This is a genomic window from Stenotrophomonas sp. SMYL20, from assembly GCF_036320045.1.
Lineage (GTDB): Bacteria > Pseudomonadota > Gammaproteobacteria > Xanthomonadales > Xanthomonadaceae > Stenotrophomonas > Stenotrophomonas maltophilia_A.
In genome coordinates, this window is sequence record NZ_JAWIRT010000012.1 from 135049 (window position 1) to 148277 (window position 13229).

At 67.3% G+C, this 13229-nt stretch carries 13 protein-coding genes; 3 read left to right on the forward strand and 10 right to left on the reverse strand.

The features are described from left to right. Positions 1-108: 108 nt before the first annotated feature. From dcp to arfB, 3 genes are all read right to left on the reverse strand, one after another. Positions 109-2265: a peptidyl-dipeptidase Dcp gene (gene dcp, locus V3B48_RS11275; RefSeq protein ID WP_329893758.1), complete on the reverse strand. Its 2157-nt coding sequence runs from the start codon at positions 2263-2265 to the stop codon at positions 109-111. 111 nt (positions 2266-2376) lie between these two features. Further along, positions 2377-2979 carry a lysophospholipid acyltransferase family protein gene (locus tag V3B48_RS11280; protein ID WP_032130468.1) on the reverse strand — a complete coding sequence of 201 codons (603 nt, stop codon included), beginning with the start codon at positions 2977-2979 and terminating at the stop codon, positions 2377-2379. A 4-nt stretch (positions 2980-2983) separates the two neighbouring features. Continuing rightward, positions 2984-3415 (reverse strand): alternative ribosome rescue aminoacyl-tRNA hydrolase ArfB, encoded by a 432-nt coding sequence (gene arfB / locus V3B48_RS11285; protein ID WP_032130467.1) that lies wholly within the window; start codon positions 3413-3415, stop codon positions 2984-2986. A gap of 133 nt (positions 3416-3548) precedes the next feature. Between arfB and V3B48_RS11290 the strand changes: the two genes are divergently transcribed. Next, complete coding sequence (locus tag V3B48_RS11290; protein ID WP_032130466.1) at positions 3549-4076, forward strand: DUF2059 domain-containing protein; 528 nt, start codon at positions 3549-3551, stop codon at positions 4074-4076. A 75-nt stretch (positions 4077-4151) separates the two neighbouring features. Here V3B48_RS11290 and V3B48_RS11295 read toward each other — a convergent pair whose 3' ends face one another. The 4 genes from V3B48_RS11295 to V3B48_RS11310 form a co-directional block, all read right to left on the reverse strand. Next, on the reverse strand, positions 4152-4895 hold the full coding sequence (locus tag V3B48_RS11295) for a pseudouridine synthase (RefSeq protein ID WP_032130465.1): 744 nt from the start codon (positions 4893-4895) through the stop codon (positions 4152-4154). Positions 4896-5036: 141 nt separating this feature from the next. Continuing rightward, entirely contained in the window at positions 5037-5615 is a 579-nt protein-coding gene (locus V3B48_RS11300) for an O-methyltransferase (protein ID WP_279913612.1), read from the reverse strand. A 5-nt stretch (positions 5616-5620) separates the two neighbouring features. Next, positions 5621-7276 (reverse strand): ubiquinone biosynthesis regulatory protein kinase UbiB, encoded by a 1656-nt coding sequence (gene ubiB / locus V3B48_RS11305; protein ID WP_329893759.1) that lies wholly within the window; start codon positions 7274-7276, stop codon positions 5621-5623. Continuing rightward, positions 7273-7908, reverse strand: a complete 636-nt coding sequence (locus V3B48_RS11310) for an SCP2 sterol-binding domain-containing protein (RefSeq protein ID WP_032130462.1) — start codon at positions 7906-7908, stop codon at positions 7273-7275. The genes ubiB and V3B48_RS11310 overlap by 4 nt, the downstream gene beginning before the upstream one ends. 508 nt (positions 7909-8416) lie before the next feature. Between V3B48_RS11310 and ddlA the strand changes: the two genes are divergently transcribed. Continuing rightward, positions 8417-9511: a D-alanine--D-alanine ligase gene (gene ddlA / locus V3B48_RS11315; RefSeq protein ID WP_285303418.1), complete on the forward strand. Its 1095-nt coding sequence runs from the start codon at positions 8417-8419 to the stop codon at positions 9509-9511. Between the two features lie 192 nt (positions 9512-9703). On the opposite strand, the gene V3B48_RS11320 is transcribed toward ddlA, so the two are convergent. The 3 genes from V3B48_RS11320 to oleC all read right to left on the reverse strand — a co-directional run bounded on the left by V3B48_RS11320 (position 9704) and on the right by oleC (position 12589). Continuing rightward, positions 9704-9859 carry a DUF1328 domain-containing protein gene (locus V3B48_RS11320; protein ID WP_004153593.1) on the reverse strand — a complete coding sequence of 52 codons (156 nt, stop codon included), beginning with the start codon at positions 9857-9859 and terminating at the stop codon, positions 9704-9706. Positions 9860-9941: 82 nt separating this feature from the next. After that, positions 9942-10934, reverse strand: coding sequence for a 2-alkyl-3-oxoalkanoate reductase (gene oleD / locus V3B48_RS11325; protein ID WP_032130147.1), 993 nt, complete (start codon positions 10932-10934; stop codon positions 9942-9944). After that, complete coding sequence (gene oleC / locus V3B48_RS11330; protein WP_285303417.1) at positions 10931-12589, reverse strand: olefin beta-lactone synthetase; 1659 nt, start codon at positions 12587-12589, stop codon at positions 10931-10933. Before oleC ends, oleD begins: the two co-directional genes overlap by 4 nt. A 104-nt stretch (positions 12590-12693) precedes the next feature. Between oleC and V3B48_RS11335 the strand changes: the two genes are divergently transcribed. Then, a complete protein-coding gene (locus V3B48_RS11335) occupies positions 12694-13119 on the forward strand; it encodes a YkgJ family cysteine cluster protein (RefSeq protein ID WP_004135417.1) in 426 nt (141 codons plus the stop codon). The last annotated feature ends 110 nt before the right edge of the window (positions 13120-13229 follow it).

Below are 13229 nucleotides of genomic sequence, written 5' to 3' on the forward strand. Positions count from 1 at the left end.
TTGTGTAGAGTCGAGCTTGCTCGACTGGCTTTTCGTGGAAAGACCGTCGAGCAAGCTCGACGCTACACAAAGAAAAACGGCGGGGTTGCCCCCGCCGTTTTCGCTTTCTTATTTCAGCCCGCGGAACTTCAGCAGCGGTTCCACCGACGGGTCCTTGCCGCGGAAATCGCGGTACAGGGTCGACAGCTCCACGCTGTTGCCGCGCGAGAGGATCTTGTCGCGGAACTCCTGGCCGTTGGCCGCGGTCAGGCCACCGTGTTCGGTGAACCACTGGTAGGCGTCATGGTCCAGCACTTCGGCCCAGAAGTAGGCGTAGTAACCGGCCGAGTAACCACCACCCCAGATGTGGTCGAAGTAGGTGGTGCGGTAACGCGGCGGCACCTGCGGCAGGTCGACCTTGAACTTCTTCAGCGCACTGGCTTCAAAGGCGCCGACATCCTGCAGCGGCGCATCGGCCTTCTGCGTGTGCCAGGCCAGGTCGAGCAGTGCGGCCGACAGGTACTCGGTGGTCGCGTAGCCCTGGTTGAAGCTGCGTGCCTTGAGGATCTTGTCGACCAGTTCCTGCGGCATCGCCTCGCCGGTCTTGTAGTGCTTGGCGTAGTTGGCGAACACCTTCGGATCCAGTGCCCAGTGCTCGTTGAACTGCGACGGGAACTCGACGAAGTCGCGCGAGGTGGCGGTGCCCGCGATCGACGGGTACTTCACGTTCGAGAACATGCCGTGCAGCGCATGGCCGAACTCATGGAACATGGTGGTGACGTCGTCGAAGCTGATCAGCGCAGGCTGGCCGGCGGCCGGCTTGGTGAAGTTGCAGACGTTGTAGACCACCGGCTTGGCACCGGTCAGGCCGTCCTGCTCGACGAACACGTCCATCCAGGCACCGCCGGACTTGCTGTCACGCTTGAAGTAGTCGGTGTAGAACAGGGCCAGCGAGGTGCCGTCCTTGTCGAACACTTCATACACCTTCATGTCCGGGTTGTAGGTCGGAATGTCGGTACGCGGCTTGAAGGTGATGCCGTACAGCTGGGTGGCGGCGTAGAAGACGCCGTTCTGCAGCACGTTGTCCAGTTCGAAGTACGGCTTGATCTGCGACTCGTCCAGATCGTACTTGGCCTTGCGCACCTGCTCGGCGTAGAAGTCCCAGTCCGAGGCAGCGACCTGGAAACCACCCTTCTGCGCGTCGATCACCTTCTGGATCTCGCCGGCCTCGGCGCGCGCCTTGGCGGTGGCGGCCGGCACGGTGTCGGTCAGCAGCTTGAGCGCGGCGGCCGGGGTCTTGGCCATCTGGTCGCCCAGCTGGTAGTCGGCGAAGGTGTCAAAGCCGAGCAGCTTGGCCTTCTGCGCACGCAGCTGGGCCAGGCGCTGCACGGTCTGCCGGGTGTCGTTGGCATCGCCACGCTCGGCGCGGGTTTCCGAGGCCTTCAGCACGGCGGCACGCTGGTCGCGGTCGCTCAGCGAGCCGAGCACCGGCTGCTGGGTGGTGTTCTGCAGCGGCAGCAGGAATTTGCCATCCAGCTTGCGATCCTTGGCTGCATTGGCGGCATTGTTGATCGCATTCTCGTCCAGGCCGGCCAGCTTGGCCTTGTCGTCGACGACAACGGCCGCAGCGGCGGTGGCCGCCACCAGGCGGGTGTGGAACTGGGTGGAAAGGGTGGTCTCTTCCACGTTGAGCTTGCGCAGGGTGGCCTTGTCGGCGTCGGACAGCTGCGCACCGGCGCGCACCAGACCGTCGTAGTAGTGCTCGACCAGGCGCTTCTGCACCGGGTCCAGCTCCAGCGTGTCACGCTGGTCGTACAGCGACTTCACGCGCGCGAACAGCTTCGGATCGAGGTTGATCTCGTCCTGGTGCGCGGCGAGCTTCGGCGCCACTTCTTCCTGGATCTTCTGGCGCGCATCGTTGGTATCGGCCTGGACCAGGCCGAAGAAGATGCGCGACACGCGATTCAGCGTCTCGCCGCTGCGCTCCATCGCCACGATGGTGTTGTCGAAAGTGGCCGGCTCGCTGCTGTCAGCGATCTTGCGCACGTCGGCCAGGTGCTGGCGCATGCCTTCTTCGAAGGCCGGCAGGTAGTCGCTGTCCTTGATCTTGTCGAACTGCGGCGCCTGGAACGGCAGCGTGCTGGCGCTCAGCAGCGGATTGGTGGAGGCTTCGGCCGGCTGCTGGGCCGGGGCTTTCTGGGCATCGGACACGGGGGTGGACTCCTTGCCGGAACAGGCCGCCAGCGCCAGGCTGATGGCGGCGGCCAGGACTACGGTACGCGACATGTAAAACACTCCTTGGGCAGACGGTACGGGATACCAGCCCTCCACCCTACTCCTGTCGCGCTCGCCCGGCATGTGCCGGACGTGGCGTCTATGCGGCGGCCTGCGGCCGGCTCAGACCGTACCGCGGGTCTTGCCGATCCAGGGCCGGTAGAACTCGCGGATGGCGGCCATGTCGGCGGCGTCATCGCCGGTCGGCGTGAACAGCGGGCCGATGCCGATGGTCTTCTCCGGGTAGTGGAAATACGCGGCCAGGATCGGCACGTCGGCCATCCGCGCGATCTTCAGGAAGCCGGCCTTCCAGTCCTTCACGGCCTTGCGGGTGCCCTCGGGCGTGATGGCGAACCACATCTTCTCGTTGTTGCGCAGCAGGTCCACGGCCTGGCCGACGGTGCCCTGCGGCGAGCTGCGGTCCAGCGGGATCACACCCAGCTTGTGCAGCAGCGGGCCGAGCGGCCACCAGAACAGCGAGGCCTTGCCCAGCACCTTCACCTTCATGCCCAGCGCGATCTTCGCGGCCATGCCCCACAGGCCATCCCAGTTGGACGAATGCGGGGCGATGATGAAGACCAGCCTGGGGATGTCAGGCAGGGTACCGGTCACCTTCCAGCCGCCCATGCGCAGGGTGCAGCGCGCCAGCCAGCGCAGGAAGGCGTTGGGTTTGACCTGCGGCATCTGCGGCGGCACGGCCGGCAGCAACGAAGTCGGGTTGTTCAAGCAATCACTCCCAGTCACGTGATGAGCGCCCGCGCTTGATCTGCGCGCGCCCGCGTTTGGCGTCCAGACGACGCAGTTTCGACCCGAGGGTCGGCTTGGTGGCCTTGCGCGGCTTGGGCACGCTCAGCCCGGCCTGGATGAAGGCCGCCAGCCGATCGCGCGCATCCTCGCGATTGCGATCCTGGGTCCGGAAACGTTGCGCGTCGATGACCAGCACGCCTTCGCCGGTCATGCGCCGGTCACGCCGCGCCAGCAGGCGCGCGCGCAACGGTTCGGGCAACGAGGGCGAGTTGGCCACATCGAAACGTAGTTCCACCGCGGTGGAGACTTTATTGACGTTCTGGCCACCGGCGCCACTGGCACGCACGAACCGCTCGACGATCTCGCCGTCGGGGATTTCAAGCTGCGCGCTGATGGTGACCGGTCCACTGCCCATCCGCGCATTGTAGCGGCAGCCACGTGCCGGAGTGCGGCATCGCGCCCCGTATGCCGCCGATCAGGTACCGAACACGCCGCCTTCGCCTTGGCTGCGGGTATGCTGGCCGTCCCATGTACTGCAGGAAGCCCGCATGACCCGCACCGCACCCGCCCTGCCGTCCCTGCTGCGCCGCGCCGCCCTGCTGCTGGCGCTGGCCGTGGCGAGCGTTCCGGCCCTGGCCGCGCCGCCGACCGATGGCGACATCAACCGCCTGCTGTCGGCGTCACGTGCGCAGAGCATGATCGACACCATGCTGCCGCAGATCGAGGCGATGCAGCAGCAGCAGTTCCAGCAGGTAGCCGCACAGCGCCAGCTCAATACCCAGCAGCAGGAACAGCTGAAGCGGATCCAGGCACGGACCAGCCAGACCCTGCGCCAGGCCCTGTCCTGGCAGCAGCTGCGGCCGATGTACGTGGACCTGTACAAAAAGACCTTCAGCAAGGAAGACGTGCTGGCGATGGCCGAGTTCTACGAGAGCGCGGCCGGCCAGAGCCTGCTGGACAAGACCCCGGCGCTGATGCAGAACGTGATGGTGGCAATCCAGGCGCGCATGCAGCCGCTGTTCGCGGACCTGCAGAAGGATCTGGAAGCGATCGTCAACGAGCCGGAAAAGAAATGAGGTAGTGCCGGCCGCTGGCCGGCTCCCCATTACATCTGGAATCGCGCAGATGCCGGCCAGCGGCCGGCACTACCGTCAATCGGTATCCACCTGCCAGCCGAACAGGTCCAGCGCCTTCTGGAACCCGCCGTCCAACGGCGCACGCACGTCCACCGTGCCACCGTCCGGATGCGGGAAGCGCAGGCGCTCGGCGTGCAGCAGCATGCGGTGCACGCCCTGCATGCGGAAGATGCGGTTGTGGCGGCCATCGCCGTGGCTGGTGTCGCCGATCATGTGATGCGAGAGGTGCTTGAGGTGCCGGCGGATCTGCCGGAAGCGTCCGGTCTGCGGCTGGCAGCGCAGCAGTGCGTAGCGCGAGCTGGTGAATTCACCGACCGGCACCGACAGCTCGCCGGTGGCCAGGCGCTGGAAGTCGGTGATCGCCGGCTTTTTCACCGGCTTGCCCGGGCCGCCGTCCAGATCATGATCGACCTGCCAGGTGAGCTCGGCCGGCCAGCCCCGGCAGACCGTCAGGTAGTCCTTCAGCACTTCGCCGCCCATCAGGGCCTTGCCCAGCGCACTGGCGGTATCGCGGTCGAAGGCCAGCAGCAGGCAGCCACTGGTGGCCCGGTCCAGGCGATGCACGAGGAAGATCGGGCGGCCCAGCTGCTCGCGCAGGCGGTCGGCCAGGAAGTCGTCTTCGCCACGGGCCAGCTTGCTGTCGTGGACCATCAGCCCGGCAGGCTTGTTGACCACGGCCAGGCGCTCATCCAGGTGCAGCAGCTGCAGGGGCGCGGTGTCGGTCTCGACCGCGGCGAGGGTATCGGGTTCGGTGCTCACGGCAGGATTATCGGGGCTGGGCACTGAATGGGGTAGAGCCGGCCGCTGGCCGGCTGTCTCCGGGCAGTCGGATGGCTGCGGTTGCCGACCAGCGGCCGGCAACCGCGTGCCAACCAAGGTTGGCACCTACCTGTAGAGCGGTCAGGCGCTGCGCACGGCCAGCAGCTCGCCATTGCCCACCGGCACCAGGCTGGTGCTGAAGTCCGGATCAGCGTCCAGCAGCGCACGCAGCGGCTCCATCTGTCCTGCATGCGAAGTGGCGTTGTCCACCACCAGCAGGCCACCGGGACGCAGCACGCGGCGCAGCTGCGGCCACCAGCCGGCGTACTGCCCGCGGTCCGAATCGAGGAACAGCAGGTCGATGCAGGCATCGGCGGCCTGCGCCAGCCAGAGCCCGGCATCGCCATGGACCAGGCTGATGCGATCACCCAGGCCACTCCGTGCAAACGTGGCTCGCGCCATCGCCACCTTGTCGTCGGCGTACTCCAGCGTGGTCACGTGGCCGTCGATGGCTGTGGCTGCCTCGGCCAGCCACAGCGTGGAATAGCCGTTGGAAGTACCGATTTCCAGCACCCGGCGAGCGTTGCCGAAGCGCACCAGCACCGACAGGAATTCACCGGTGTCGGGCGTGATGTTGAGCATGCGTCGGCCGCGCTCGCTTTCGCGTGCGTCGTTGTCGGCGCCGAAGCGGATCAGTTCGTCCTTGAGTGCCTGCAGCATGGGGCCTACTTCCACCACGCGCGCAGCAGCGCCACTGCGCCGAGCGCACCGGACAGCCAGCTCCACGCCGGCACGTCGCCCCAGTACCAGCCCGGCGGCTGCAGCACATACATCAGTGCAGCGATGGCCAGCAGGCCGACACCGGTGATCGCGCCGACCGCATGCTTCTGCAGGCGCTGCACGCTGGCATCCAGTGCGGCCAGGTCGCGCGAACGCATCGACAGTTCGTGGCGGCCTTCCACCTGCTGGGTCAGCCAGGCGTGCACCAGGCGCGGCATGTCCGGCGCATGGGTCATGATTTCCGGTAGGCGCTTGCCGATCTCGCGTACCACCCGGCGCGGGCTGTAACGCTCGCGCAGGATCTTCGCCAGCACCGGCTTGGCCACCGCCCAGATGTCGATCTGCGGGTCGAGCTGGCGGCCGACGCCTTCGATGTTCAGCAGGGTCTTCTGCAGCAGGATCAGCTGCGGCTGCAGGGTCAGCTGGTAACGCTGGGCCACGCGGAACAGCTTCATCAGCACTTCGGCCAGCGAGATCTGCGACAGCGGCCGGGTGAAGTACGGCTCGCACACCGAACGCACGGCGGCCTCGAGGTCATCGATGCGCACGTTGTCCGGCATCCAGCGCGCCTGCACGTGCAGTTCGGCGATGCGGCGGTAATCGCGGTTGAAGATGGCCATGAAGTTCTCGGCCAGGTAGTACTGATCTTCCTGCGAGAGCTGGCCCATGATGCCGAAGTCCAGCGCGATGAAACGCGGGTTGGCGCGGCGCACCGGATCGGTGTCGACCCAGATGTTGCCGGCGTGCGCATCGGCGTGGAAGAAGTTGTCGCGGAACACCTGGGTGTAGAACACCCGCACGCCCTTGGCGGCCAGCGCCTTGCGGTCGATGCCGGCCTTGTCCAGTGCGGCGATGTCATCGGACGGGATGCCCCACACGCGTTCCAGGGTCAGTGCCCGCTCGGCGGTGTGGCTCCAGATCACTTCCGGCACGTACAGATCGTCGCTGTTTTCCCAGAAGCGGCGCAGCACGCTGGCATTGGCGCCTTCGCGCTGCAGGTCCAGCTCGGCAGCCAGGGTGTTCTCGACTTCGGCCACCACTTCGCGCGGGCGGATCTTGTCGGCGCGCGGGTGGGTGCGCTCGACCAGGGCAGCCAGCGAATTGAGCAACGCGATATCGGCGTCGATCTGCTTCTCGATGCCCGGGCGCAGCACCTTGACCACCACCTGGCGGCCATCGGCCAGCGTGGCTGCGTGCACCTGCGCGATCGAGGCCGAGGCCAGCGGTTCGGTATCGAAGCTGGCGAAGGCCTCGCTGACCGGCAGGCCCAGCGCTTCCTCGACGATGCGACGCGCGGTCTCACCATCGAACGGCTTGACCCGGTCCTGCAGCAGGGTCAGTTCATTGGCCACATCCGGCGGCACCAGGTCGCGGCGGGTGGACAGGATCTGGCCGAACTTGACGAAGATCGGGCCCAGATCCTGCAGCGCCAGACGCAGGCGTGCACCGCGCGACTGAGCGGCGATGTCGGCCGAGGCGCGCGGCACGAACGGCTTGGCCAGGCGCAGCCAGCGCTCGGCGGGAGTGCCCTGCAACAGGTCGTCGAGGCGGTAACGCAGGATCACCCGGCCGATGCGGCTGGCACGCAGCACGGCCTTCATGCGGCACCCCGCAGACGCTGCACGCGTGCACCGAGGCGTTCGACGTCGTCGCGCAGCACGTCCACATCGTCGTGGAAGGCATCCAGCTCGGCACGCGGCACCACGTCGCGCGATTCCTCGGTGATGAACTCGGCGGCGCTGTGGGCCAGGTCGATCGCGCCCTGGCGCGCATGCTGCAGGGCGCTGCGCAGGGTGTTGGCCACCTGCACGCCCAGCACGTCGCCGAACACGCTGACGAACGGTTGCTGCCAGTCAGGGTCGAAGCCCTTGGCCAGCTGCTGCAGGCGACGCGCCAGTTCGGCATCACCGGCCACGCGCACGCGACCCTTGCCGTTGTTGTCGCCGCGCCGTGCGTTGGCCAGCAGCGGCAGCTGCGCCAGCACGCCGGCCAGGCTGCTGCGCACGGCCAGGTCGGCTTCCTGCGCGTCCACCGGGCCGACCCGCAGTGCATCACCGTCGACGCTGATGCGCATGGCCAGCGACGGCGCTTCCAGGGTCAGGTCGATGTGCCGGCCGTCGAGGCTGGCCAGTGCATGGCGGGTATCCGGATCCAGCGCCAGCGCGCGGTTCAGGGCGATCTGCAGGGCGCGGCCAGCGACCGGCTTGAGGGACTTGAGCAGGGAGAGAGCCATGTGCGCATTCTACCTGCGTGGGTGGGGGGCTTGGGCCGGGCTGCCGCCCGGCACCCGCAGATGCAACAGCAACGGCAACGGCAACGGCAACAGCCGAAGCAACAGCGGGCATTCCGTGGGTAGGCGGGATGGGGCCGGTTGCGGGGGCCGCTGCAAGTACGTCCCTGTAAGCTCGGTCGCCGCATGCTCGTGTGCGCTGTCCTGCGCACACGGCAAGACCGGGGTTGGGCGTCCTGCCCAACCCGCCCGAGGCATGCCTCGGGCCCATGCGGCTCACGCCCCCGCAACCGGCCCCACCCCGCCTTCGACAGGTTCCTGCGATCTGTCAGGCTATCCGGGGTCGGATCCCGTTGCTGCGCAACGGGCTCTGACCCCCTATTGATGGGCCATGGAGGACGCTAGATCCACGCCATGCGTGGATGGATTTCTGGTTCATCTGTGCCTCACGCGGAGGGCCGATGAAGGTTCATGCTATGAGGCCACGCAACGCACAGGACATCGCAACACCATGGCACGGACCCGGGTCGGCATCATCTTCGGGGGCAAGTCCTCCGAGCACGAAGTTTCGCTGCAGTCGGCGAAGAACATCCTCGATGCGCTTGATCGCGAGCGCTTCGAGCCGGTGCTGGTCGGTATCGACAAGCAGGGCCAGTGGCATCTGAGCCAGCCGGACACCTTCCTGATCAATGCCGATGATCCGTCGCGCATCGCGCTGCATCGGTCCGGCACGTCGCTGGCGGTGCGCCCGGGTGCCGAGCAGGCGCAGCTGCAACCCTCCGATCCGGCCAGCGCGCTGGGCCAGATCGACGTCGTGCTGCCCATCGTGCATGGGCCGCTGGGCGAGGACGGTGCGCTGCAGGGCCTGCTGCGCATGGCCAACCTGCCCTTCGTCGGTTCGCCGGTGCTGGGTTCGGCGGTGGCGATGGACAAGGACGTGACCAAGCGCCTGCTGCGCGACGCCGGACTGAAGGTTGCACCGTGGCTGTGCATCCGTCGCCATCAGGCGGCGGCGGTCGATGTCGAGGCGGTGATCGCGCAGCTCGGCCTGCCGCTGTTCGTGAAGCCGGCCAACCAGGGTTCGTCGGTGGGTGTGAGCAAGGTCAAGGATGCGGCGGCTTTCACCGAGGCACTCGAACTGGCGCTGCGCTATGACCACAAGGTGCTGGTGGAATCGGCGGTGGTCGGCCGCGAGATCGAGTGCGCGGTGCTGGGCAACGAACATCCGCAGGCCAGCCTGTGCGGCGAGGTGGTGGTACACGACGAGTTCTACGCCTACGACACCAAGTACATCAACGAGGATGGCGCCGAGGTGGTGGTACCCGCGGATATCGATGCTGCAACCCAGGCGCGTATCCAGCAGATCGCGCTGCGGGCCTACCAGGCGCTGGAGTGTGCGGGCATGGCGCGCGTGGATGTGTTCCTCACCGCAGACGGCGAGATCGTCATCAACGAGGTCAACACGCTGCCGGGCTTCACCCGCATCAGCATGTACCCGAAGCTGTGGGGCGCCAGCGGTGTGGACTACACCACGCTGATCACGCGCCTGATCGAACTGGCGCTGGAGCGCCATGAAGCCGATCGCGGATTGCACAGCGCCGTGTAGAGGCGCTCTGTGTCTTTGTAGAGTCGAGCCATGTTCGACTCTACAAAAGGCGTGCCAACCAAGGTTGGCACCTACCAGACGATGGCGCGCCGACCAAGGTGGGCACCTACCAGACGATGGCGTGCCGACCGACGGTCGGCACCCACCGGAAAGAACAGTGCCGGCCAGCGGCCGGCACTACCCAGCGGTCTTCTAGCCGCGCTTGCGGAACATCGAAATCACTGCCAGTACCAGGAACACAACGAACAGGATCCAGGCGATGTTGCTGGCGGCACCGGCGATGCCGGAGAAGCCGAGCACGGCAGCGATGATGGCGATGACGAAGAAAATAACGGCGTAATGCAGCATGGTGCTCCTCGCAGATGTCCGGGCCGTTGGATGGCGTGGGTCCATCCTCCCGATCTGGCGGTGTGCAACCAGTGATGGCGACCTATGCGGCAGATGAAGCCTTCAGCCTGCGCAGCCCTTCTTCAATGCTGACCTGCGGCACGTAGCCGAAGTCACGGCGCGCCGGCTCCATGCTGTACCAGTGCGGCGTGCACAGCTGCTCGGCCAGGAAGCGGGTCAGCGGCGGCTCGCCACGCAGGCGCAGCAGCGGCCACAGCCGCTCGCAGACCGCACCGATGCGATAAGCGGTCTTGAAGCTGATCGCCTTGTCCACCGTTGGTGCACCCACCGCGGACAACAGCTTGTTGACCAGCTCGCGCATGGGCAGCGGTTCGCCGTTGGAAATGAAGTAGGCCTTGCCCGCACAAGCCGCGCCCGGTGCCAATGCTTCGAAAGCGAGGAAGTGCGCGAGCGCGGCATTGTCGATGTAAGTGGTATCCACCTTGTTGTTGCCATCGCCGACCAGACGCAGGCGGCCCTGCCGCGCACGCTCGGCCAGCCTCGGCACCAGCTGTTGGTCGCCCGGGCCCCAGATCAGGCGCGGGCGCAGTGCCACCGTCGCCAGCGAGGCATCGTTGGCGGCCAGCACGCGCTGTTCGGCGATCGCCTTGGTCGCCGCATACGGTGCCTGGAAGTCCTCGCCGTACGGCACCTCATCAGCCCCCAGGCCTTCCACCGGGTGGGTCGCGCGGTGGGTCACGCTGGGCGTGGAGGTGTAGACCAGCCGGCTGATGCCGTGCGCGCGGCAGGCGGCGATCACGTTGTCGGTGCCGACCACGTTGGCCTGGTGGTAGCTGTCATAGCTGCCCCAGGCGCCGGCCTTGGCGCCGTTATGGAACACCGCATCGACGCCGGCCACTGCATGCAGCACCGCCTGCGCATCGGCCAGATCGCCACGGATCTGGCCCACGCCCATGGCCTGCAGTTCCGGGTAGTGGCTGCGGTTGAACGCCAGCACCTGGTGGCCACGTTCGACCAGCCCACGGCACAGCGCCTGGCCAAGGAAACCACCACCACCGGTGACCAGGATCTTCATGCGCGCTTCTCCAGTTCGGCGCTGGCCCAGACGGCGAGCTTCTCGCGGCCGATCTTGGCGTTGTGACGGATATCGACGGGGAACGCGGGGTGCATCAGTACGTGCTGCAGGTTCGCCTCGGGCAATCGCAGGGTGGCCTGGGCGCGCAGCGCCTCGCGCAATGCCGGGCTGTCGCTCTGGCCACGCTGCAGTTCCACGCACAGCACCGGCACCTGCGCACCCGCCGGGCCAACGCCAACCAGTGCCGTGCGCGCCACGCCCGGCACGGTGTTGAACACCGGCTCCACCTGTTCGGTGTACAGCGGCCCCTGTGCGGTTTCCACGCGATGGGTCTTGCGGCCGCAGAACCACAGGCGGCCCTGCGCATCGAAGTAGCCCACGTCACCCATGCGATGCACCACGCGCGTGCTGCCATCGGCCAGCGTCTCGCGGATCTTCGCCGCCGCGGTGGCCTGCGGGCGGTTGAAGTAACTGTCGGTAGCGGTCGGTCCGGCCACGGTAATCTCGCCCACCTCGCCGGTGGCCAGCACGCGCGCCTGCGACCAGTCGGCCAACGGTGCGTCATCGATGCCGATGATGCGCACCTCATTCGGTTCAACCACGCTGCCCACGCAGGTACCGGCACCGGCCTCGGTGGCCGCGCGGGTACGCTCCAGCTCGCGGCCTTCCACCACCGCCACCGGCAGGCACTCGGTGGCGCCGTACGGGGTCCAGAACTGCGCATCGGCCGGCAACAGGCTGCGGATGGTGGCGACCACATCCGGCGGCACCGGGGCGCCGGCCGAGGTCACCCGGGTCACCGTCGGCAACGGCCGGCCGTGACGGGCCAGCACCCGCATCAGCGCAGGCGAGCCAAACAGTTGGGTCACGCCGAAACGCTGGATGGCATCGTGCAGGCGTGCCGGGTCGGCCTGTGCCGGCCGGGTCGGGTCCATGTCCGGGATCACCGAGGTCAGGCCCAGCGCCGGGTCGAACAAGGCAAACGGCGGGAAGGTCGGCAGGTCCACCCCGCCCGCTTCCATGCCAAAGGCACTGCCCAGCAGCTGGATCTGGCCGACGAAATGACGGTGGCGGTAGACCACGCCCTTGGGCACGCCGGTGGAGCCGCTGGTGAACAGGATCGCGGCCATGTCCTCGCCATCGGTGGCGGCCAGCATCGCCCCCCCGTTGGCACCGGCGCGCTCCAGCGCGGCCAGCGTGGTCCCGCCCCAGCCGAGGCGGCGGCCGACGGTGACCAGGCGGGTCGCCGAGGGCGCCCAACGCAGCACCAACCGCGCCACGTGTGCCAGCGGAATGCCGATGAAGGCCTCCGGCTGCGCCTCATCCAGGCACTGCTTCAGTGCGCGTTTGTCGATGCCCGGGTCGACCAGCACCGGCACCGCACCCAGTTTGAACAGGGCAAACATCAACAGGAAGAACTCCGGCGACGGCCGCACCATCACCACCGTGCGCACCCCGCGGCCGATCCCGTAGCCGGCCAGGCCAGTCGCCATGGCGTCGCTGCGGGCGTCCAGCTGGCGGTAATCCAGGGTCACGTCGTAGGCGGCCATGCCGTTGCCGGCGCCACGGCGGCCCGGGCAGCGGATGGCGATCTGGTCGGGCCGTTCACGCGCCAGTTCAGGCAAACGGGCGGCAATATTGCAGGGTCGGTTCATCCGTTCATTGTCGCCGCTTACGGAATTTCTTGCGCGGCGGCCAACTTCGTGGAAAATCCGCACCCTCGTTCCTGATTCCGACTGCCGCCCGAGGCGGCTTGCCCATGCAACATCCCTGCATGACCTGCGGCGCCTGCTGCACCCAATACCGCGTGGCCTTCCACTGGATGGAATCAGACGAGGTCACCCCCGGCGGCGTACCGCACCAGCTGACCGAGGTGCTGGACCCGCATCGCCTGTGCATGCGCGGCACCCACTCCAAGCCGGTGCGCTGCGTGGCGCTGGATGCGCAGATCGGCGTGTATTCACGCTGCACCATCCACCCCAACCGGCCCAGCGTGTGCCGTGAGGTGGATGCATCGTGGGAGTACGGCAAGGCCAGCCCGCAGTGCGACAAGGCGCGCATTGCCTATGGCCTGGATCCGTTGACCCTGGCCGACTGGCGCTGGCGCGACGAAGCGGGCAACGACGACGACCACCCGGACGACAACGGCAACAGCCCGTCACCGCAGGCGCCGATCGCGGCGTAGTGGTAGTGCCGGCCGCTGGCCGGCAACCTCATGAACCCTTCGGGTGTGCCGACCAACGGTCGGCACCTACCCATGTCCTCTTCCGGTGGGTGCCGACCGTTGGTCGGCAC